This is a genomic window from Neobacillus sp. BP17 (genome assembly GCF_059579525.1).
In genome coordinates this window covers 2,887,063-2,909,798 of record NZ_CM184198.1, presented here as the reverse complement: position 1 = coordinate 2,909,798, position 22,736 = coordinate 2,887,063, and the positions used below count along the sequence as shown (strand labels likewise).

21 protein-coding genes and 1 other annotated feature are annotated in these 22,736 nt (G+C 38.5%); of the genes, 5 read left to right on the top strand and 16 right to left on the bottom strand.

What is annotated here, in order from left to right:
• Positions 1 to 48: 48 nt before the first annotated feature.
• On the top strand, positions 49 to 642 hold the full coding sequence (yyaC, locus tag AC4QJR_RS14065) for a spore protease YyaC (RefSeq protein ID WP_251459887.1): 594 nt from the start codon (positions 49 to 51) through the stop codon (positions 640 to 642).
• Positions 643 to 795: 153 nt separating this feature from the next.
• Here yyaC and AC4QJR_RS14060 read toward each other — a convergent pair whose 3' ends face one another.
• Positions 796 to 1,203, bottom strand: a complete 408-nt coding sequence (locus AC4QJR_RS14060) for an SET domain-containing protein (protein WP_496523207.1) — start codon at positions 1,201 to 1,203, stop codon at positions 796 to 798.
• Between the two features lie 168 nt (positions 1,204 to 1,371).
• Here AC4QJR_RS14060 and AC4QJR_RS14055 point away from each other — a divergent pair, with 168 nt between their 5' ends.
• Positions 1,372 to 1,764, top strand: coding sequence for a hypothetical protein (locus AC4QJR_RS14055; protein ID WP_496523206.1), 393 nt, complete (start codon positions 1,372 to 1,374; stop codon positions 1,762 to 1,764).
• A 109-nt stretch (positions 1,765 to 1,873) separates the two neighbouring features.
• Here the strand turns inward: AC4QJR_RS14055 and AC4QJR_RS14050 are convergent, their stop codons facing one another.
• Positions 1,874 to 2,197 carry a hypothetical protein gene (locus AC4QJR_RS14050; RefSeq protein ID WP_496523205.1) on the bottom strand — a complete coding sequence of 108 codons (324 nt, stop codon included), beginning with the start codon at positions 2,195 to 2,197 and terminating at the stop codon, positions 1,874 to 1,876.
• Positions 2,198 to 2,374: 177 nt separating this feature from the next.
• On the opposite strand from AC4QJR_RS14050, the gene AC4QJR_RS14045 reads away from it, so the two are divergent.
• A complete protein-coding gene (locus tag AC4QJR_RS14045) occupies positions 2,375 to 2,803 on the top strand; it encodes a VOC family protein (protein ID WP_496523204.1) in 429 nt (142 codons plus the stop codon).
• 298 nt (positions 2,804 to 3,101) lie between these two features.
• Here the strand turns inward: AC4QJR_RS14045 and AC4QJR_RS14040 are convergent, their stop codons facing one another.
• Positions 3,102 to 3,617, bottom strand: a complete 516-nt coding sequence (locus AC4QJR_RS14040; protein WP_496523203.1) for a YbaK/EbsC family protein — start codon at positions 3,615 to 3,617, stop codon at positions 3,102 to 3,104.
• A gap of 323 nt (positions 3,618 to 3,940) precedes the next feature.
• Here AC4QJR_RS14040 and AC4QJR_RS14035 point away from each other — a divergent pair, with 323 nt between their 5' ends.
• Positions 3,941 to 5,320, top strand: coding sequence for a Mur ligase family protein (locus tag AC4QJR_RS14035; protein WP_496523202.1), 1,380 nt, complete (start codon positions 3,941 to 3,943; stop codon positions 5,318 to 5,320).
• A 139-nt stretch (positions 5,321 to 5,459) separates the two neighbouring features.
• Here the strand turns inward: AC4QJR_RS14035 and AC4QJR_RS14030 are convergent, their stop codons facing one another.
• The 8 genes from AC4QJR_RS14030 to pruA form a co-directional block, all read right to left on the bottom strand.
• Positions 5,460 to 6,488 carry a YheC/YheD family endospore coat-associated protein gene (locus AC4QJR_RS14030; RefSeq protein ID WP_251459894.1) on the bottom strand — a complete coding sequence of 343 codons (1,029 nt, stop codon included), beginning with the start codon at positions 6,486 to 6,488 and terminating at the stop codon, positions 5,460 to 5,462.
• A 105-nt stretch (positions 6,489 to 6,593) separates the two neighbouring features.
• Entirely contained in the window at positions 6,594 to 7,811 is a 1,218-nt protein-coding gene (locus AC4QJR_RS14025) for an ATP-grasp domain-containing protein (protein WP_496523201.1), read from the bottom strand.
• Positions 7,812 to 8,066: 255 nt separating this feature from the next.
• Complete coding sequence (locus AC4QJR_RS14020) at positions 8,067 to 8,786, bottom strand: YebC/PmpR family DNA-binding transcriptional regulator (RefSeq protein WP_098574625.1); 720 nt, start codon at positions 8,784 to 8,786, stop codon at positions 8,067 to 8,069.
• A gap of 260 nt (positions 8,787 to 9,046) precedes the next feature.
• Positions 9,047 to 10,312, bottom strand: coding sequence for a threonine ammonia-lyase IlvA (gene ilvA / locus AC4QJR_RS14015; RefSeq protein WP_098574626.1), 1,266 nt, complete (start codon positions 10,310 to 10,312; stop codon positions 9,047 to 9,049).
• Positions 10,313 to 10,402: 90 nt separating this feature from the next.
• Positions 10,403 to 10,647 (bottom strand) — a binding site (T-box leader).
• 201 nt (positions 10,648 to 10,848) lie between these two features.
• Positions 10,849 to 11,103 carry a biotin/lipoyl attachment domain-containing protein gene (locus AC4QJR_RS14010; protein ID WP_098574627.1) on the bottom strand — a complete coding sequence of 85 codons (255 nt, stop codon included), beginning with the start codon at positions 11,101 to 11,103 and terminating at the stop codon, positions 10,849 to 10,851.
• Between the two features lie 89 nt (positions 11,104 to 11,192).
• Complete coding sequence (locus AC4QJR_RS14005; RefSeq protein WP_098574756.1) at positions 11,193 to 12,458, bottom strand: Glu/Leu/Phe/Val family dehydrogenase; 1,266 nt, start codon at positions 12,456 to 12,458, stop codon at positions 11,193 to 11,195.
• A 77-nt stretch (positions 12,459 to 12,535) separates the two neighbouring features.
• A complete protein-coding gene (locus tag AC4QJR_RS14000; RefSeq protein ID WP_496523200.1) occupies positions 12,536 to 13,741 on the bottom strand; it encodes an ornithine--oxo-acid transaminase in 1,206 nt (401 codons plus the stop codon).
• Between the two features lie 72 nt (positions 13,742 to 13,813).
• Positions 13,814 to 15,358 carry an L-glutamate gamma-semialdehyde dehydrogenase gene (gene pruA, locus AC4QJR_RS13995; RefSeq protein WP_496523199.1) on the bottom strand — a complete coding sequence of 515 codons (1,545 nt, stop codon included), beginning with the start codon at positions 15,356 to 15,358 and terminating at the stop codon, positions 13,814 to 13,816.
• A 308-nt stretch (positions 15,359 to 15,666) separates the two neighbouring features.
• On the opposite strand from pruA, the gene AC4QJR_RS13990 reads away from it, so the two are divergent.
• The gene (locus AC4QJR_RS13990) at positions 15,667 to 16,179 is read left to right on the top strand and encodes a gamma carbonic anhydrase family protein (RefSeq protein ID WP_496523198.1); all 513 of its coding nucleotides are present in this window, start codon (positions 15,667 to 15,669) and stop codon (positions 16,177 to 16,179) included.
• A gap of 71 nt (positions 16,180 to 16,250) precedes the next feature.
• Here AC4QJR_RS13990 and AC4QJR_RS13985 read toward each other — a convergent pair whose 3' ends face one another.
• The 5 genes from AC4QJR_RS13985 to nirB all read right to left on the bottom strand — a co-directional run bounded on the left by AC4QJR_RS13985 (position 16,251) and on the right by nirB (position 22,697).
• A complete protein-coding gene (locus AC4QJR_RS13985) occupies positions 16,251 to 17,579 on the bottom strand; it encodes an MDR family MFS transporter (RefSeq protein ID WP_496523197.1) in 1,329 nt (442 codons plus the stop codon).
• A 78-nt stretch (positions 17,580 to 17,657) separates the two neighbouring features.
• The gene (locus tag AC4QJR_RS13980) at positions 17,658 to 18,899 is read right to left on the bottom strand and encodes an ATP-binding protein (RefSeq protein ID WP_496523196.1); all 1,242 of its coding nucleotides are present in this window, start codon (positions 18,897 to 18,899) and stop codon (positions 17,658 to 17,660) included.
• A 228-nt stretch (positions 18,900 to 19,127) separates the two neighbouring features.
• Positions 19,128 to 19,904 (bottom strand): uroporphyrinogen-III C-methyltransferase, encoded by a 777-nt coding sequence (gene cobA, locus AC4QJR_RS13975; RefSeq protein ID WP_496523195.1) that lies wholly within the window; start codon positions 19,902 to 19,904, stop codon positions 19,128 to 19,130.
• Between the two features lie 25 nt (positions 19,905 to 19,929).
• Positions 19,930 to 20,253: a nitrite reductase small subunit NirD gene (gene nirD / locus AC4QJR_RS13970; RefSeq protein ID WP_496523194.1), complete on the bottom strand. Its 324-nt coding sequence runs from the start codon at positions 20,251 to 20,253 to the stop codon at positions 19,930 to 19,932.
• 29 nt (positions 20,254 to 20,282) lie between these two features.
• Entirely contained in the window at positions 20,283 to 22,697 is a 2,415-nt protein-coding gene (gene nirB, locus AC4QJR_RS13965; RefSeq protein ID WP_496523193.1) for a nitrite reductase large subunit NirB, read from the bottom strand.
• Between the last annotated feature and the right edge of the window lie 39 nt (positions 22,698 to 22,736).

The window sequence follows — 22,736 nt, the reverse complement described above, 5'->3', positions numbered from 1 at the left end:
AATTTGCTAGTTTACTACATCGAATTTTGGGGCTTGGGGGAAATAAAGATGAACGCTATGAATGTTAGGCTCGATCTGTTTGAAAAAATTATTCCATTTAATCATAAGTTAGCGCCATTATTTATTCGAGACAGCTTACATTCGATTATTCCAGAAGGAACAGATCATATTTTCGTGATTGGAATAGGTTCAAATGTAATAAATGGTGACAGTCTGGGTCCATTTGTGGGTACCTTGCTTCATGATCTATATCCACAACACTTAACAGTAGTCGGGAATCTGCAGTCACCCCTAGATGGACAAACACTTGTCCCTAAGGTTTCACAGATTACTCTGCCCCAGAATAGTTTTGTCATTGCCATCGATAGTGTTCTCGGTTCAGAAAGAATCTTAAATTCCATCGTGGTTCGTGATGGGTCCCTCCTGCCTGGGTCCGGATTAGGAAAAAGTCTTCCCCCGATTGGAGACTGCAGCATTATGGGAGTTGTGTTGGAAAATGACCCAACATTAGAATGCTCTCTACTATCAACGAACCTTCATCTTATTTATACAATGGCCACAAATATTGCGAAAGGGATTTCCCTAGCTATAAGACAATACTATAAATATCCATCGTTCCATCCAATTTTGCAACAATGCTAAGAAGCGAATGTTCGTTTTTTTGGACCATTTCATAATAACAGATATTTCAAATAATTAAAATATTAATGTCTCAGGAGTGGCCCGGACTTTCACGTGTATTTGCACTAATTGATTTTATAACAAAGAAAAAGGACAGATGAAGCAGCGCCGCTGCTATAATCTGTCCTTTTCTCCATTTTCCGATTCATCTTTATTGAACCAAAGCGGGTCATTATTGTCTTCTTCACCATTATAGTTGATCAGGATTTCTTCCCCTGCTTTTATATCTTTGTATGCGTAAAAGTCAAACGTGTGATTTGGAAAATTAATTTCATATGTAGCATTCGGCTCATATGAATGGTTAAATAGCATTCCATACCCTAAGAGAAGTGCGGTGTGGTTGATTCCATATTCAAACGCATAATCAGCAAGCAGCGTTTTCTCAATATGTACATGCTCCTCATTTGGATAAGGAATAACGGGTGCTTCATGAATCAGCTCCCCTTTTGCGATATCACGAGTTGCAAATACTCCTCTATTTAATTCCCCATCACTAAGTTTGGATGTCTTTACCTCAATCATGTTAATCACCTATTCAATCTTTCCAATGAAGTTTTTACTCTTTATATAGCTTGCCATTAACTAAACAAGAAAGCAAATGTTTTTTGCTTCACCCCTTTTTTCAGGTTCTTTTTTGAAGAGGTAAATCATAAAATAAGAATATACGTTCGCAACAAGAGGAGGGTACAAATGGGGAATTTGATTACGGGTGAAATGTTGGTGAAGTATTACGAGTTGAATAAGCAGAAAAAAGAAATAGAAATGGAAATGAATACATTAAAGGATGCTTTTCAAAATTATTTTAATAATTTAGTCGGTACGGATCATAAAGGTGAAATTACCATTAGTGGCTATAAACTCCAACGGCAAATTCGCAAGACTGAAAAATATGATGAAGTTGAAACCATTAAAAGATTAGAAGAGTTACAGATGAACGAACTTATCCAGGTAGTGAAAAAGCCCGATGAGGTAAAAATTAAGGCAGCTCTAAATTTAGGCTTGTTAAATTCCGAACATTTAGAAGGATGTATTATTTCGACTACCTCCCCTGCTATTAGCGTGAAACCAATCACGCCTAGATAACGGATCTAAGGCCCCCGTATTTTTTGATGCGGGGGATTTTCGTTTATAAAAATAGTGACGAAATTGAAGAATTAGTTCAGAAGCATTTTAATTATTAAATGTTTAATAGTTATAATCTTTTTAGTAAATAACAGGTGCCGTCTTCGGCGAAGAATAATGATTCGCCTTGATGAACGTTAAAATTAACATTCTTTTTGTCATAAATCAGTTTTGCCACTTTTTCAAATTTCCCTACTTCTTCTACTGTTGGATTAACAATAATATCTTGTTTTGCGTTTGTTGTCACAAATCCTTTGGGGTTATATTTCCGATGGGGTTTCAATTCTGTGCCCCACCTTCCATCGACGAGAACGGAAATGGCTGTAAACTTTGTTTTTCGCGTTTGAATGGACCATAATTTCCGACAATTACAACGATGTATTTTGAATTTCATCACAAGTTACCTTCTTTCTGTAAATTCAAAATCGGATGATTGTAAAGTGTATTCGCTCGGAAACTAAATTATTTATCTGGGTCAGGTTATGAGTTTGGACTAATTGGAATTTGAAATTTGTCCAGTAAATGGTACAATTACCAATGTTTATATTTTATAAAAAAGGGGTTATCACACATGTCAGTGGATGTTTATCTTAATTTTAATGGGAACTGTCGTGAGGCAGCAGAATTTTACGCGGAGGTATTTGGCTTAGAAAAGCCGCAAATTATGACATTTGGGGAAACGCCGCAGAACCCAGACTATCCTCTTCCAGAAGAAGCAAAAGGTTTGGTCATGCATACAAGGCTTAATATTGATGGAAGTAACGTTATGTTTTCTGATGTTTTCCCTGGGATGCCGTTTATAGCAGGTAATAACATAAGTCTAGCTATTGTTAATAAAGATTTGGAAAAGATTAAGTCTTATTTTAACCAACTGAAAGAAGGCGGTACGGTAGTCATGGAGCTTCAAGAAACCTTCTGGAGCAAATGCTATGGTTCCCTTAAAGATAAGTTTGGTATTGAATGGCAATTTAATTATGATAATGGGGAAAGTGTTATGTAATTGGTTTATGAATAAAGGAAGACCGGGCAATTTGCTCGGTCTTTTTTTGATTTTCTTATTGGTGAGCATATAGTCCTTTATTGATTCCCTTGGGTGGGATATTTTTGGATTAACTGGCATCAAAGGACTCCTATGGTTACCTTTGGTCTTGTTTTTATCGATCAACGGGCATCAAAGGAATCCTATGGTTACCATTGGTCTTGTTTTTTTCGATTAACAGGCATCAAAGGGCTTCTATAGTTACTGTTGAACGAATTCCTCCGCATAACTCAACTGGCTTCTAGGGTGATCCTTTAATTTAAACCTCGATTTGATGACTTTCTTGTGATGGCACTTCTTCTTCTTCCCAACCTTTACATACATCAATCCATTTCTTTGCAAAAGAATATGTAAATAACTCTTCTTTCGTTAATTCAATCGCAGAATTGGTGCTTCCGCAAGCTGGATATAGTGTTTCGAAGCGCTGCATGGAGATATCCAAGTACACGTCTAACTCTTTATTCAATCCAAACGGACACACACCACCAATGGCATGTCCGGTTTGTTCGAGGACTTCATCGGGAGAGAGCATGCGTGCTTTGTAACCGAACTGTTCCCGAAACTTCTTATTGTCGATTTTTGCATCCCCTGCGGCAACGATCAAAATAGCCTTATCTTCGCTCCCCCGAAAAGATAAAGTTTTAGCAATTCGGGCTGGAGCCACTCCAATTGTCTCAGCCGCTTGCTCTACAGTTGCGCTGGAGGTTTCAAATTCCATTACATCATTTTCACGATCCCATTGTTTAAAATGGACCTTTACACTTTCCAATGACATCTTATTCATCCTTTCTAGGTTGGTAATATTATGAATAATAACACACTTTAAGGGGATAAAGCGAAAAGTTGACTTGTGTTGTACCTATTAAACATCTATGTGGTCCCGTGGGCTTCTTTTTTCGGAAATCATGGGAACAATTAACCTCTAATCGTTCCCTTCGCATGACAATTTCCGCTAATTGCCTGAGTTGTTATCACACACCTGCATTAGGGGACATGTCATATGATATATAAGCCTTTGAATTTTTAATCACTTCTACCTTATCGGACAGTATTAAGGGTAGATGCTTTTTTCAAAAAAGGAACTTCAGGAGGGACATTTTGAAGACATTATTATTGGAAAACATTTTAACTGCCATGAACATTCAGCCTCATGATAATCAAAAAGGGATTTGGATTGAGACGGTAACTGATGACAGATCTGAAATTGAGAGTAATACTTTATATTTTCGTTTTAACAATCGAGAGGTGCCGGTTGAAAGGATAAAGAAGTACAAAAATGTATTTATCGTTACAGATACCCCATTTTCTCACATGGAAAGTTTACATCCTAATCAAATCATTATGGTAAAGAATCTCAAAGATAGTTTGTTTAAATTCACCTCGTATTACAGGCACCTGTTTAGCATTCCTGTCGTGGCCATTACAGGTACATGTGGAAAGTCTACGACGAAGGAAATGTTAAAACACATTTTAGAAGATACTCATAATGTGCAGTCAACCATTTCTAGCAAAAATGCCGATTATTACAACCTTTCATATTTATTGGGAATTGAGGAAGATACGGATGTGGCAGTGTTTGAAACAGCCGTATCTAAAAAAGGGGATATGAAGGCGTCCTGTAAGTATTTTTACCCGACAATGGGGATTTTGACGATGATAGATGTGGATCATACAGATCAAATTCGTTCATTTGATGATTATCTAGCAGAAAAAGCAAAGATTATGCAAGGGATGAACAATGAGGGAATTCTCATTCTAAACTCGGACGACCCCTATCTCTCCTCGATCGATACCACTAAATTTAAGGGAGAGATTATCACATTCGGAAAAAACAAGAATGCTATTTTTAGGATTAAGAGATATAAATATACGTCATCAGGTATGACTTTTTGGATGGAATATATGCAAAATGAATACAGAGGATATATACCGGGTCTTGGGGAGCATAGTGTATATAATTCAGTCGCTTCAGTAGCAGCCGCTGCCATGTTAGGTGTCGATATTCACTATGCATTAAAAAGATTAGCTTCTTATCCACACATGAGATCCCATTTTCAAGTAATGGATGGTCGAAATCAAACCATACTGGTGGATGATACGTGGAAGTCAAATCCAGCTTCTTTAAGAACAGGCTTGGAAACATTAAGCAAGATCGCATTGCCATTCCAAAGAAAAATTGTGGTTCTTGGAAAAATGGCAGCGTTAGGAAAATATGCAGATGAAGAATATGAAAAGGCAGGACATTTAATCGCTTCTTCGGGTGTAGATATTCTCATCACCAAAGGGTTTATTGCAAAAGATTTTCAAAAGCCTGCTATAGAGGCAGGAGTAAAGCCGCAGCATGTTTATCATTTTTCAGATCCTGATGAGATGAAAAGATTTTTTGATTCATTTTTACGTCCTAATGACATTGTATATTTCAAAACGGGCGGAAATGATTCAGACTTTGATGATGTCATCGACTATTTAAAGCGATAAATAATAGAAAATTCACATATTAAAAGGCAGCTATCCTTTCTGAATAACAACCCAATTGTTCACAATTGGAGTTGAGATTCATGATCGGTACGCTGCCTTTTGTTGTATCATGTATTCGTGTTATATGTTTGTTTGCCATTTAATCTTTATTTTTATCCGCTAAATATTTTGCATACAAAATTGTATTTTTCGCTACATCTAATTCAAGACTATATATATTTGGCGGACCTGGTCTCCAGTTCACTTCAAAAAGCCATAATTTTTGGCTCGCATCAATTCCGACGTCTATTCCTAATTCATCTAATTCATTGTCATATAAAGAGTCAAAATGATTTGAAAAACTGATTGCAAACTGTTCAAGATATCTTTTAATATCAAACCAGGAGTCACCAAACTCTGTTTTTAAAAAAATGTCCAAATATGTGCTATAGCCACCACTGGCCATATTAGAAGTTATCGTCCCTAAACGCCCAATCCTTGGATAAATAGAAGTTATTACCCATTTTCCTTCTCCATTTTTTTGGACATGCAACCGGAAATCAAAAACATGACCAGAATTTGTTTGACTGGTAATAAACTGTTGAATAATGTACTCTTGTTCTTGCACTTTATGAGATAACCAATCTAGCATTCCTTTTTCATTAATAACTGATTCGACCCCTGCATCATTTATTTTGTAATAGTTTGAACCATCTTTTTCTATAAAAACAACACCTCCACCTTGATGGCCAGATAATGGTTTGATAATTACTTTTTGATAACGATCGATCATGTCAAAAAAAATTTTCACGTTAGTTATTTCGTAGTATGGGATAAGGTAATGTTTAAATTTATTTGCTTTTTTAATTCTGTTATATACCGATAATTTGTCCCCAATCGAATGACTAGTAAACGGAATCCTATCATACAAATAATCAAAGATGTGTTGCGTTTTCTCACTCGAAAGATAGCTTGCATTATATATGACATCTGGGAAGGGAAATTCTCTTTCAATCCAACGGCCATTTTCATAGGATTTCCCCAAAATTGTTTGCTGTTTAATATTCACCTTCCCTGGGGTAAAGTAAAAAAAGGTTACACCTTCTGCTTTAGCTACAGCGGCATAAGCATAAGCTTTCTTTACCTTACTTGGATCTCGACGATGATGAAGCATGCCAATTAGCGTCATTATACTTCTTTTCACCTCTCCAAAATCATTTTTCTCATTAAAAGACTAGCAATTTATGTTTAATCATTAAACAAACACGATGATCATTATTGTCACTCAGGAATTTTAAATGGGGTCAATGTAGAAATGTATATTGTCTGCTGCTCGGATGGCATTTCTTTTCGCTTCTAATTTATTATAGGAGGATGCTAAAATGTATCCACAACGATCTCCCATTGATAAAGGCGGACGTACGATCTGTCCTTGTCGAGGTTTAATATATACCTCTTCTATACCCGGATATTGAGAGCTGATTTCTTTCCCGGTTACTTTCTGTAATATGCCTCTAGAATCTACGGTTAAATAATGTGCATAAACATACTTCCTGTGTTTTTTCGTAAGGCGAGGCTCCTTTCCTAACATTAGTTGGATGGTTTCTTCTACTAAATTAATTCCATAGCCTATTTCGATGATTCGATTCATCGCACCGCCTGAGATTCTCGGATTAATTTCAATTAATTTCCACACTCCATTTACAAGACGCATTTCAAGGTGGCAGGTACCATTTCTCATATCAAACGGCTTTAAGATGGAAGTTATTGTGTCCAGGACACTATCGTACATTCTTTGATTGACATGTGGAAGTAGGCTATATCCAGTTACGATAAATCGATGTAAAAAAGTAATTTGTTGTTCGATGATCGCGACAATATGAACTTTTCCATTGTGTACTAAAACTTCAATTAAAAATTGTGGTCCTTCTAAATACTCTTCCAGTAAAATCTGTTTATTTTTTTTCTTTAATGCTTGTATTGCGAGCTTTAACTGTTTCTCGTCTTTTACCAACATCACATCTTTTGAACCGGCAGAAGTGGGGGATTTTACAATAAGAGGTAAATAGTTTTTAGCAATATCAACAAAGTACTCTAAGGAATAATCATTTGAATTATAAAGTTCATAATAGGGAGAATTGGGGTGTCCTTTCAGAAGCTCACGAGTTAAAACTTTATTCTCCATTTTTAAAATGGCATCGGTAGAAACGACCGTTGAACAAAATTCTTCTGACAGGGTTGCTGCTACATGGACATATGAATGTACAAAACTCATAATGGCTTTTATTTGTTTACCTTGTTGATGTAGATTGTGAAGATTTTTTCTGATTTCATCAAGATTGGATAATTCCGCTAAAATCATTTGATGGACCTCGGGAAATTCTGTTCTTTGCTGCATGTACTTTTGTCTATTGGTGAATAACACCGTAAAATAGCCGAGTCGCTCCGCAGCTTTTATGGCTTCTCTACTAGATCCAGATTTATTCGTTTCAATAAATACAATAGTTCGCATAAGCTTTGTCATCCTATCTTTAAAGGTTTTTTAGTGAAGGATGTATCTTTACCAGTTTTATTCTCCATTATCTGATAAGTACATTTTATTATATTGTCATAGGACAAGACTGGTCTGGACAATCGTCATTATTCTTATGACATTTCAATAAAAAAACAAAAAAAGATGTCACATATTTTATAGGCCTAATATGTGACATCTTTATATTTTATTTGAACACTAGATCTTGATAATTGTACAGGTCTGCTTTAATGCTTATTCACCTAAGTCAACATTGTGATACACTTGTTGAACGTCTTCTAGGTCCTCTAATACATCAATCATTTTCTCGAATTTAGCTTGTGCGTCTTCAGGGAGTGTTACTTCATTTTGCGCAAGCATTGTTAGTTCTGCAACGGTAAAGTCAGTAATTCCTGCATTTTTAAAGGCTTCTTGAACCGCATGGAACTGTTCTGGATCAGCGTAGACAATCACAGAATCCTCTTCTTCAATAATGTCTCGTACATCGACATCCGCTTCCATTAGTAATTCAAGCACATCTTCCTCGTTTTTACCTTCCACACCGATAACCGCCGTTGCATCGAACATATAAGCTACAGAGCCGCTTACGCCCATGTTCCCGCCGTTTTTACCAAATGCCGCACGTACATCTGATGCGGTACGATTTACGTTATTTGTTAGAGCATCAACGATAACCATTGATCCATTTGGTCCGAATCCTTCATAACGAAGTTCAGAGTAGCTTTCCTCTGATCCGCCTTTTGCTTTTTCAATCGCACGGTCAATAATGTGTCTTGGTACATTATATGTTTTTGCACGCTCGAGCACGAATTTTAAAGCCTGATTGGATTCAGGATTAGGTTCGCCTCGTCTTGCTGCTACATAAATTTCTACTCCAAATTTAGCGTAAATACGACTAGTATTTGCATCTTTTGAAGCTTTCTTTTCTTTAATATTGTTCCACTTACGTCCCATTCTGAACACTCTCTTTCCACTTTTGAATCTACACAAAATTAGTATTATGGACTAAGCTGTATCAACAGCAAAGTACAAAATAATAATTAGGAGTTCATAATTTATTGATGTTTCTATCATTGACAAATAATATTATACCTTAATTGCATCATTTGTTAAGAGTCTATTAAGCAAAATAGTGTAAGAAGTTGATTTTAATCCCATTTTAACGCCAAAAAGAGGTCGAACCGTCACGTCCGACCTCTCCAAAAAGTATGGAACTATACCAACATTTGAAACAGAGTACTGTCCTTATTGACTTCACGATATAAAAATCCTTTTGCTTTAATGCGTTCAATCAATGGCGAATAATCTCCTTTATCCTTCAACTCAATTCCCACTAATGCTGGGCCCGTTTCACGATTATTCTTCTTCGTATATTCAAAATGGCTAATATCGTCGTTTGGACCAAGAACATCAAGCAGAAACTCACGTAAGGCACCTGGACGCTGCGGGAAATTGACGATGAAATAATGCTGCAATCCTTCGTAGATTTTTGAACGCTCTTTAATTTCCTGCATTCGGCCAATATCGTTGTTTCCGCCACTGACGATACAGACCACAGTCTTGCCTTTAATTTCCTCAGCATACATATCCAAGGCCGCCACTGAAAGTGCTCCAGTCGGTTCCACAACGATGGCATTTTCATTGTATAAGGATAAGAGTGTTGTACATACCTTGCCTTCAGGAACAACAAGAATATCGTCAACGATCTCCTTACAAATATTATAAGTTAACGTACCTACTGTCTTTACCGCTGCCCCGTCCACGAATGGATCGATTTCTTTTAATGAGGTTACTTCCCCTTTTAAAAAGGATTCCTTCATGCCAGGTGCTCCTTGTGGTTCAACCCCAATTAATAGAGTTTGTGGAGAATAGTGTCTAAGGTATGTACCGACTCCTGACATTAGCCCTCCACCGCCAATGGCACCAAAAAGGTAATCAATTTTCTCCGGGCAATCATTGAGCAATTCAACGGCCACTGTCCCTTGTCCGGCAATCACGTCGGGATCATCAAAAGGATGGATAAAGGTCCGATTTTCTAATTGACTGCATTCCATTGCTTTTTCATAGGCATCGTCAAAAGTATCTCCAATCAAAACAATCTCAACATCTTCCTTGCCCCAAAATTTCACTTGGTTTACCTTTTGTTTTGGTGTGGTACTTGGCATAAAGATTTTCCCATGGATATTTAAGAGATGACAGGAATAAGCAACCCCCTGTGCATGATTACCTGCACTTGCACAGATAATTCCGTTCTTTAACTCATCCTCATTCAATTTTTTAATCCGATTATATGCACCGCGGATTTTAAAGGAACGAACGCTTTGTAAATCCTCTCGTTTTAAGTAGACATGGCAGCCATATCGTTCTGATAACAAGTGATTGTATTGCAGGGGAGTTGGTGCAATTTCATCCTTAATGTTATGGCTGGCAATAATAATATCCTCCACATTAAACACTTTCTTATCAACTTGTTGACTCATATTCCTTTTCCCTCCTAATTTTTTGCATCCATCAAGTAAAATTAATAAGTTCAACTACTATTTTTAAACACAAAAAACTCGCCCCCATAATATAGGGACGAGTGAACTCGCGATACCACCCTACTTCTGCAGCAACCAACACTACAGCTCTCGATCAACGTACCACTCTGGTACGCGTTCCATTGTAACGGCGGACATTCCGGTCTAGCTTACTCCATCGTTTCAGCTACACATCTCCGAGATGATCTTCGAATACGTCCTGACATCGACTTTCAGCAACTGTCGACTCTCTGTGGAACAAGGACTTACCCTACTCTTCTCATCATTGATTCTTCTTCAATTTTTTATAAGGTTACCACTGAAAAAATAACCTGTCAATATATTTTGACTATTTTAATTATTTTGTTAATTATAAAGCGCTTACATCTGTTCAAGCCACTTTTAACACTGTTATTACCTTATTTTAAGTCGACAGCAAAAATATAAAAAACTCTTTTCGAATGACGAAAAGAGTTTTTTAATAGAAATGAAGTACTTTATTCAGATCCTGTAATTATCAAATCATCTTGGATGGTTGCTAGGACGGTTTGAGTGTTTACTTCTTGACCCTCTTTGACAGGTAAAGAGGTGATATGCCCGCTTATCCCGATTGAAACCTCTTCCATTCTACCGTTCTGGGTTCTTATTAAAAACAATTTCTCCCACTCATATACATGATTATTTTCCTCGGTAAAAACAGTTTCTACAGTACCAGAACATGGACTGAAGATAGCTTCTTCCGTTACTGACAATTTCTTCACTCCTTTTTAGTTTCTTACAGTCATTGAACAGATCAAGATTTCTCGGTCCAAACGTTGGGCGATTCGTCTTATAATTTCTTTTATACCCATCCTCTGAAACGAGACGCTTCAGCAACTTTTCTGATACCAACCATATATGCTGCTAATCGCATATCTACTTGATGTGTTTTAGCTGTTTGATAGATATTTTCAAAAGAATCAACCATTACTTTTATAAGCTTTTCATCTACTTCTTCTTCGGTCCAATAATATCCTTGATTATTTTGCACCCATTCAAAATAAGAGACAGTTACTCCGCCTGCACTTGCAAGTATATCTGGTACAAGAATGACTCCACGTTCAGTAAGAATTCTTGTTGCTTCAAGTGTTGTTGGTCCATTTGCTGCTTCGACAACAATAGGTGCTTTAATATTGGCCGCATTTTTGGCAGTGATTTGGTTTGAAATGGCTGCCGGAACAAGAATATCACAATCTAATTCTAGTAGTTCTTGATTGGTGATTGTGTTTTTGAAGAGCTTTGAGAAGGTACCGAAACTATCTCTTCGGTCCAGTAAGTAATTAATATCTAGTCCGTTTGGATCATAAATACCACCATATACATCGGAAACGGCAACTACCTTCGCCCCAGAATCATGCATAAACTTTGCCAAGTAACTTCCAGCATTCCCAAATCCTTGAATGACAACGCGCGCTCCTTGAAGTTCCTTACCAATTTTCTTCAATGCTTCTTCAATACAAATCGTTACACCGCGTGCAGTGGCTGTTTCACGACCTTGTGATCCGCCGAGGACGATTGGTTTCCCAGTAATAAAACCTGGTGAATCGAATTCACGTAAACGGCTGTATTCATCCATCATCCATGCCATGATTTGTGAATTGGTATAAACATCGGGTGCAGGAATGTCTTTCGATGGGCCAACAATTTGGCTAATCGCCCGGACATATCCGCGGCTTAAGCTTTCAAGCTCTCTAAAAGACATGTTGCGAGGATCACAGATGATCCCGCCTTTCCCGCCGCCATACGGAAGATTAGTAATTCCGCACTTTAAGCTCATCCATATGGACAACGCTTTTACTTCTTCCTCATCCACTTCCGGATGAAAACGGACACCGCCTTTTGTTGGACCAACCGCATCATTATGCTGAGAACGATAGCCTGTAAATATTTTGACAGAACCATCATCCATTTTTACTGGTATGCGGACAGTTAATAAACGAATCGGTTCCTTTAATAATTCGTACATTTCATTGTTATAGCCTAATTTAGATAAAGCTTGTTGGATGATCGTTTGTGTTGAATTGAATAGATTTAAAGATTCTTGTTCTTCTTGTTGTTGTTTTTCCATTTCAGTTACCATTGGTTTCACTGACATGCCTGACACCCCGTCGTATAATAGTTTATAGTTTTATATATATTTTTAAATTAGCTTAAAACCGTTTTGATTTTTTCAAAGGCCCAATCGATTTCTTCTGTTGTAATGGTAAGTGGTGGTGCGAAACGAATCACTGTGTCATGGGTTTCTTTACATAATAAACCTGCTTCTTTTAATTGCTCACAATATGGTCTTGCGGCTTCTGTAAGTTCAACCCCGATAAATAACCCTTTGCCTCTTACCGATTTAATTTTTGGATTGGTAATGGACTGTAATTTTTCAAAGAAGTATTTGCCTAATTCTAGCGAGCGTTCTGCTAGTTTTTCATCCTCGATCACTTCCAAAGCAGCAAGTGACACGGCACATGCTAATGGATTTCCTCCAAACGTTGACCCGTGGGACCCTGGATTAAATACACCTAATACATCAGAATTTGCCACGACACAGGAAATTGGGAATACCCCGCCGCCTAATGCTTTACCTAAGATCAACATATCAGGATTTACGTCTTCCCAATCGCAGGCAAACATTTTACCTGTCCGCGCTAAGCCCACTTGAATTTCATCCGCAATGAACAATACCTTGTTTTCCTTACATAAATCTGATGCCGCTTTCAAAAAGCCTTCTGGCGGTAAGATAATCCCGGCTTCACCTTGAATTGGTTCAATTAAAAATGCAGCTGTGTTTGGTGTGATGGCAGCTTTCAATGCTTCGAGATCACCATAAGGAATTAAATTGATTCCAGGCAGCATTGGGCCAAAGCCGCGCTTATATTCCGGGTCTGATGATAAGGAAACAGCACCCATCGTCCGGCCATGGAAATTTCCTACACAGGCAATTATTTCTGCTTGGTTTTCAGCAATGCCTTTTACATCATAACCCCAGCGACGGGCTGCTTTAAGTGCCGTTTCAACCGCTTCTGCACCAGTATTCATTGGGAGGGCCATATTCTTATTGGTTAATTGACAAATTTTTTCGTACCATGGTCCGAGTTGATCATTATGAAATGCACGAGAAGTAAGTGTGACCTTATCTGCTTGGTCCTTCAATGCTTGAATGATTTTTGGATGACGATGTCCTTGGTTCACTGCTGAATAGGCACTTAGCATATCCATGTAACGGTTTCCTTCTGGACTTTCCACCCAAACACCCTCCGCCTTCGCAATAACGATTGGCAGTGGATGATAGTTATTGGCACCGAATTTATGTGTTTGTTCAATAATTTGATTCGTTTTAGTAGTTTCTGAGACTGTCATGATAGTTCCTCCTCTATTTACCTCGGGTAGGTTGAGTTCCCGAACCCACCCGAGGGATCAATGATGTAGTTATTAAAGTGTTTCAGATGTTGTTTTCGCTTGCATATGAAGCAGTAAATATTCTGGACCGCCCGCTTTCGAATCTGTTCCAGACATATTGAAACCGCCAAACGGCTGGTATCCAACAATCGCACCTGTACAAGTGCGGTTAAAATACAGATTCCCCACATGGAATTCTTCGCGTGCGCGTTCAATATGTTCGCGATTATTCGAAATTAATGCACCCGTTAAACCATAGTCCGTATTATTAGCAATGGTCATCATATGGTCAAAGTCACGGGCTTTACACATACCAAGAACTGGTCCGAAAATTTCTTCTTGCATAAGGCGTGCGTTTTCATCTAAGTCAGCGAAGATTGTCGGCTGGATGAAGTACCCTTTAGAATCATCGCCTTCGCCGCCCGTCATAAGTCGGCCTTCTTGCTTGCCTACTTCCATATAATTCATGATTTTTTTGAACGATTTTGCATCAATAACAGGTCCCATATAAGTAGTGGCCTCTTCAGGATTTCCAAGCGTAAGTGTTCTTGTTAGTGCCACAACTTTCTCAAGCACGACGTCATACACATCCTGATGAATGACTGCTCGAGAACCTGCCGAACATTTTTGTCCTGAAAAACCGAAAGCGGAATATACAATGCTTGAAGCAGCTAAATCTAAATCAGCATCATTATCAACAACCACTGTGTCCTTACCACCCATTTCAGCTATCACACGTTTGATCCATTTTTGACCTGGATGAACCTTCGCGGCCCGTTCATTAATACGGCAGCCTACTTCACGTGAACCTGTAAAGGATACAAAGCGTGTTTTTGGATGATCAACAAGGTAATCACCAATTTGCGCACCGCTACCTGGCACAAAGTTTAACACTCCTTCTGGAAGACCTGCTTCCTCCATTAACTCAACGAATTTTGCGGCAACTACTGGTGTTGAGTTTGCAGGCTTAAGAAGAACTGTATTACCCGAAACAATTGCTGCAATGGTGGTTCCTGCCATAATCGCTAATGGGAAGTTGAAAGGTGAAATAATAATTCCTACACCTAGTGGGATGTAGTTGTACTGGTTAAATTCCCCATTTCGACTATTTACCGGTGAACCTTCTTTTAATTGAAGCATTTGACGGCCATAATACTCGATAAAGTCGATCGCCTCGGCTGTATCTGCATCCGCTTCCTTCCATGGTTTTCCGGCTTCTTTCACTAGATAAGCTGAAAACTCATGTTTCCTGCGGCGCAAAATGGCGGCTGCTTTGAATAAAATGTTGGCACGATGTTCTGGTCTCCACTTTTTCCACGTTTCAAATGTGGTTACTGCGGCATGCATCGCCTTTTCTGCTAATTCTTGATCTGCCATTGATACTCGACCAATGATTTCTTCTTTATTTGCTGGATTAATAGAAATAATTTTTTCCTCAGTTGTAATCTGTTCTCCACCGATGACTATTGGATAATCCTTGCCAAGCTGTGTTTGTACAAAGGCGAGTGCATCTTGGAAGGCCTGTTTATTTTTTTCATCTTCGAAGTTTGTAAATGGTTCATGTGAATATGTTTTCAATGGTTGTTCCCCCTTGTCGTTTGCTACATCAATTAAATATGCAAGTTATGTGCCAACTTGTATTTTTGCACAAATAAAGGGTTTTCATTGGATTTGGTGCAAATTAATTTTGCGCAAAATAAATAATTTATCAATATACGCAAAATTTTTTGGCGTTTTGAAGATTCTATCATGAAAAAAAGATGCAAATAATTCATTATTAACGAAAATAGATTCAAATTGATGATAAAAACCCTTCTTGGCCATTTTTTCGTGGTATATTTAGTTTAATAGAAAGATAATTCTGATTGTTAAAAGGAGAGATTGAGTTGATTATCCCTTACAAAGGTATTTCCCCTGTTGTCCATGACTCAGTATTTGTAGCACCCGGTGCCTATTTAATTGGTGATGTAAGAATTGGAAAGGATTCTTCCGTTTGGTTTAACGCGGTACTACGCGGGGATGACGGACCAATTATCATCGGTGAACGGTGCAGCATTCAAGATAATTCAACAATTCATTTGTTCGAAGGATTCCCGGTCGAAATTGCAGATGACGTGACAATTGGCCATAATGTTATTTTGCATGGCTGTAAGGTTGGTAAGCGATGCATTATTGGAATGGGTTCGACGCTTTTAGATAATGTTGAGATTGGTGAAGATTGTATTATTGGGGCCAATACACTGTTAGCTGGCGGTATTAAAATTCCTCCTCGTTCCCTAGTGTTGGGGTCTCCTGGTAAAGTGGTGAGAGAAATAACCCAAAAGGACCTGGACCTGCTGCAGATGTCTAGCGATCACTATGTCCAGAAGGGGAAAGAATTTAAGGAAATTCTTAAATAGATTAATAGTGAAAAAAAACTGCCCTCATGAGGGATTCATAAGGGCAGTTTATCGTTTATCAAACATATAGGCTAGTTATTCTCACTGGAAGTGGTTGTTTTTGCAGGGATTAAGAAACTTACTACAATATTAATTAAGCTTAATATCAGTGCATATAGAAATAAGTTTTTCATTCCAATATGGATGTTTACAGCTTGATTGATGATCAGTCCCATAACAGTAACTCCGATGGAAGTTCCGATATTTTTTAAAAACATTTGCAATGAGGTGGACATCCCTTTGATGTGGGCTTCAGCAAATTCTTGGGATGCGATTGTTCCTACTGCAAACAACAAACCAAAAGCAACACCCTGGATCGTTAAGATGATAAACAAGCTAACATAAGATATATCTGTGATGAACAAATATAATGCTAAGCCTGAAACTGTTGTGATGAAGCTTCCAATAATAAAAAGGAGCTTATACCCAAAGCGAAGGATCCACTTTCCCGCAGGGGTGCTTCCGAAAGTCCAGCCAACGGCAATACTTAGCAGGATGAGCCCGCTTTTATAAATACTCATGTGACTGCCTTCTTGCAGGTACAAAGGAATAAAGTTAGATGTTCCAAAAAAGGCCAAACAATAAACTAACATGAAAAGGTTCGTCATCAGAATTCCCTTGTTCCTAAATAATGAAACAGGAAGGAACGGATGGGATTCTTTTCGTTCTACTAAAACAAAGACAATTAAACCAATGACTCCTAGAATCAATAACCAGATAGAGTGTTCTATATTAGTAGATAACAATAATAGCGTAATAGAAATCCCGAATAAGAAGAAACCTTTATAGTCAATATGTGTTTTCTTAAATTCCATCTGTTCTTTATAGGGCAGCAAACAAAGCACGCTGGCAATACCGATGGGAATATTTATAAAGAATATCCATCTCCATGTTAATGCTTCCACAAAGAAAGATCCTAGTATGGGACCAACAATAGATGAGATGGCCCAAATACTGCTAAATACCGCTTGAATTTTCCCGCGACGTTCAATTGTAAACAAATCACCTACGATGATCATGGAAAGTGGAATCATCCCACCTGCACCTAAACCTTGAATTCCCCTAAATATAATCAGCGTGACCATGGAATTCGCCATCCCACAAAGAATGGAACCTAGTGTAAATAAGCCCACGGAAAACATTAACAGGTTTTTCCGGCCATACATATCCGATAATTTACCGTATAACGGCACAGTAACAGTGCTAGCTAACATATAAACAACAAATATCCATGCAAATAACTCCATGCCACCAAGTTGTTTAACAATGGTCGGACTGGCTGTTTGCATAATATTAGCATCAAGTGCTGAAATTAACGTCGTGATGACTAGACCCCAAAATACATACATATTCTTTTTCATAACTTCCTCCAAAACCGATTAATCGACTATCTATAGGATAGTTTATCATTTTTTCATCTACATAGAACAAGCCATTCACTAAGAATGGCTCACTTCCATCTTCAATAACGGCTGAGTAATCGTTGGTAAAATGATTTCAATTGTTGTTCCTTCATTCATTTTACTATAAATATTTAGCGTCCCATTATGACCTTCGATTATTTTGTAGCAGGTCATTAAGCCGAGACCCGTTCCTTTTTCCTTAGTTGTATAAAATGGTTCTCCAAGAGTAGAAATCCGTTCTTGTGGGATACCGATCCCTTGATCGATAATCTGAATCGATATTTTTCCCTCTTCTTTTTCTTTTACGGCCACATGGATAGATCCACCCTTAGGCATCGCTTCCATCGCGTTTTTAAGTAGATTTAAAAACACTTGCTTTAATTGATTTTCCTCACAGCTGATCAACGGTAAATCAGGAGCAAAATCTACATTGATTTGAATATTATTCAAAAGTGATTGGTTGTTTATTAAGGTGATGACATCCTTTAAGAGGATTCTAATATCTTGTGTCTTATAGACGGCTGCTGAAGGTTTGGCCAGGACCAGAAATTCCCCGACGATTTCATTGATTCGGTCGAGTTCAGATAACAATATCTCAAAATATTCCTCTTTCTGGGTGCTGGTTTTTAACAGTTGAATAAAACCTTTGATCGAGGTGAGAGGATTTCGTATTTCATGGGCTATTCCCGCTGCCATTTGACCTAACAGCGCTAATTTTTCAGACTTTTGAATGAGGCGTTCAGTTTCTTCACTTTTTTCAGTTATGTCCTTCCCAATGGACAAGATGGCTTCTTTCCCACCAAAAACGATCAATAAAGAAGATACTTCAAATAAAAAAGTGGATCCATCCAATCGCTTGGCTTTGTAATCAATGGTGTGAACAGGCTGCTTTTCTTTCTTTATTTGTTTAAATCGTTCAAGCATCCGGCTTCGATATTCAGGAGCAATAAAATCCATAATGGACTTCCCCGTCAAATCTTCAAGGTTCCCAGCACCAATCATGCTAAGCGCTGCTTTATTTACATATACTAATTTATGATTCCGCGTAACATAGACAGGTGCAGGCAATGAATCGATCAATTTCTTATAGCTTTCTTCACTCGCTCGAGCCTTTTTTTCATAGTAGCGTGCCTTATCATATTGCCATCCCACCACCCAGGCAATTAGGGTAAACAGAAAAAAGTCAATCGAGAAAAAAGGTAGATGATCGAAAATCTTTTGGTAGCTGGTAAAAAGAATCGAAATCAGCACCAGGATAATTTGACCGGATTTATTCATGGTTCAGCCCTCTTGTTTAGGTATATTTACTTATGCAATTCGACATAATTTGATTTATTCCTCTATTAAAATCAATAAATATTATTATGGAGAGAAATAGCAAAAAAATCTACCTAAATTCAATGGAAATAATTGATTACCAATAAAAATTTTGCACTTCTTTCTAGATTGCCAGATTAAAAGGGAAAAAAAAGAGTCTATAATATTCATTATAAACTCCCAAATCCCTTATAAAAGTATCTCGTCTTTAATCTTTTCAGGAAACCACGATAGTTTATCCGATAGTTTCACCACTTCTCCGATTACAATCATGGCTGGATTGGTAATTTGTTTCTCTGTTACTACTTCAACGATTGTCTCTAGTGTACCAACAACTGTTCGTTGGTTCCCTGTTGTCCCTTGTTCAATGACAGCAATCGGTGTAGACGAATCCTTCCCGCAGGCTAGCAATTGGGCCTTAATATATGGAAGATGTTTGACACCCATATAAATAGCCAAAGTATCAACGCCGTGGGCGAGATGTTCCCAGCGTATATTATTGGGTTGACCGTTCAAACAATGACCTGTAACCATGGCAAAGGATCGGCTCAGTTCACGGTGAGTGACTGGTATTCCCGCATAAGCTGGAGCAGCAATTCCAGATGTGATCCCTGGAACCACTTCAAATTCGATTCCATTTTGAACCAATACTTCAGCTTCTTCACCACCGCGGCCAAAAATATACGGGTCGCCTCCTTTTAAACGAACGACCGTTTTGCAAGCCTTGGCTTTTTCGAGTAATATCTCATGGATGGAGTCCTGGGAAACACAATGGTTCCCGGGCTCTTTTCCGCAATAAATCAACTCTGTATCAGCCTTACCGTAACTTAGTAAGACCGGGTTGACTAATCGATCATATAAAATAACATCTGCCTGCTCTAGGCATTTCATTGCTTTAATCGTGATTAAATCAGGATCGCCAGGCCCGGCTCCAACTATATAAACTTTTCCCTTTTTATCGGTCATTTGAACCTGACCTCCTTTATATGAACTAATCGATGAGGAGAAACACTTCTTCCCCAACTATTTTCGTTTGATAGGTTTTCACACAGCCAGTATCCGGCTCTTGGACTTTTCCATTATCCAAACATATTTTCCAATCATGCATCGGACAGAATACAAATTCTCCGCTTACCAAGCCTTCGCTCAGGACACCGCCTTTATGCGGACATCGATTTTCTACAGCACGAATGGTTCCGTTTAATAATTTGAATACTGCAACTTCCTTTTCCCCGACAATAACAGTTTTACCTAATCGTTCTGGCAGGTCCTTTACAGATCCGATTGACACCACTTCTACGTTTTTCTTAATCATTGGATGATTTCCTCCTTTAGCTGTATGTTTTAAGACATTACTACGTTCTCAAACAATTCTTTTCTTACTGTTTTATCTTCAGTAATAGTTTTCCAAGGATCCTTAATTACCGATAGAGCATCTTCCATCCGTTTATTTAATTCTTGACGCTTTGTTTTATCCTCTAGAACAGATCGTACATGTGTTAACCCAACACGTTCAATCCAAGCCGAAGTACGTTCCAAGTAATTAGCTGTTTCACGGTAATATTGAAGGTACGCACCAGTGATCTCCATGGCCTCTTCTGATGTTTTTACTTTATATAATAGGTCTCCCCCGCGTACGTGGGTCCCGCCATTTCCACCAACATATAGCTCCCAGCCGCCGTCAATTCCAATAAAACCAATATCTTTAAACCCAGACTCTGCACAGCTTCTCGGACAAGCGGAAACAGCCATTTTCACCTTATGCGGTGTTTGTAGTCCTTCAAATTTCTTTTCGAGGTCGATTCCCAGTCCCATGGAATCTTGGGTCCCAAAGCGGCAGAACTGTTCTCCAACACAGGTTTTCACCGTACGCAGCGATTTCCCATACGCAAACCCTGACGGCATATCCAAATCTGTCCACACTTTTGGTAAGTCTTCCTTTTTTACTCCAAGCAAGTCGATTCGTTGCCCGCCGGTTAGTTTTACTAACGGAATATCGTATTTTTCAACCACGTCAGCAATTCGGCGCAGGTCTTGGGCGTTTGTTACACCGCCATACATTCGTGGTACAACCGAATAGGTTCCATCCTTTTGAATATTTGCATGCATCCGTTCATTAACAAACCGGGATTCCTTTTCATCCTGATAATCGATGGGATGAACCATCCCTAAGTAGTAATTCAGAGCCGGTCGGCATTTTGAGCAGCCTTCATCAGATCTCCAACCAAGTACATTCATGACTTCCTTGATATGGGTCAACCCTTTTATTTTAATTTCTTCCACAACTTCATCTCTAGATAAATCAGTACAGCTGCATATCGCTTCTTGCTGGATAGAGCCGTCAAACTCCGAACCAAGTGTATGCTGTAATACTTCTGCGACAAGCGGTTTACATCCGCCGCAAGACCGGGAAGCACTTGTACAGGCTTTAATTTCATCAACAGAGGAACATCCTTGATTCTGAATCGCCTCGATAATCGCTCCTTTAGAAACACCGTTACAGCCACAAATAATTTCCTCGTTACTCATGGAAGCTACTAAACTACTTCCAAAATCATCATTTAGCGGTTGTAAAAGTGATACCTTAGTGGTTGAAGAAACATCCGCTTTCTTTTGAATCATCGAAAAGAGACGATTTCCTTCACTGCTATCACCAAACAGCACGGCACCAACAATTTTATTGTCTTGGAGCACAATCTTCTTATAAATCTTGTCATTACCATCAAAAACCTTGATGGCTTCCTTTCCTTCGCCTTCGATAAAGTCTCCAGCTGAAAACACTTCTACCCCAGAGACCTTCAACTGTGTGGATAAAACAGATCCATGATAACCTTTGGTTTCCAACCCGCAGATCTGTTTTGCTAATACTCTTCCTTGATCATATAAAGGGGCGACTAGACCGTATACTGTTCCGTTATGCTCTGCACATTCCCCTACAGAATAAACATCAGGAATACTCGTTTGCATATAGTCGTTCACGACAATACCTCGATTGACAGCGAGCCCGCTTACCTTGGCTAATTCCGTATTTGGCTTGATGCCAACAGCCATGACAACTAAGTCAGCATCAACCGACGTTCCATCGCTGAATCTTAGTCCCTCTACGCGATCGCCGCCAAAGATTTCTTGGGTTTGTTTTTCTAATAAAAATTTCATTCCCTGTTTTTCTAATTCAGTTTGCAGCAACTTCCCTGCTTGCGGATCTAATTGGCGCTCCATCAAATATGGGGCGAGATGAATGACCGAAACATCCATACCTAGGTTTAAAAGACCTCTTGCCGCTTCAAGCCCGAGTAAACCTCCACCAATCACGGCTGCCTTTTTATACTTTTTCGAAGTTTCAAGCATGACATCTGTGTCCTTAATATCCCGAAAAGCCGTTACCCCTTCCTTTTCAGCTCCCGGAATCGGTAAGATAAACGGAAGAGATCCCGACGCAATAATCAATTGATCATACGGCTCCATTCTCCCTAAGTCAGTAATAACGACTTTACGCTTCGAATCGACCTTGATCACTGTTTCACTTGTGAATAATTGAATATTGTTTTCTCGGTACCAATCCCAATCATTAAGTGTTATATCTTCTACATTTGTATCTCCTTGTAATACTTTTGAAAGTAAGATTCTATTGTAATTCGGATGAGGCTCGCTTCCGAAAATAGTGATCTCAAATGATTCGCTTGATAGTTTAATAATCTCCTCAATCGTTTTGACACCAGCCATGCCATTTCCAACAAGAACCAACTTTTTCTTTTCCATGTTAGTTTTCCTCCCGTTTGTAAGTTTCCTAAACTATAT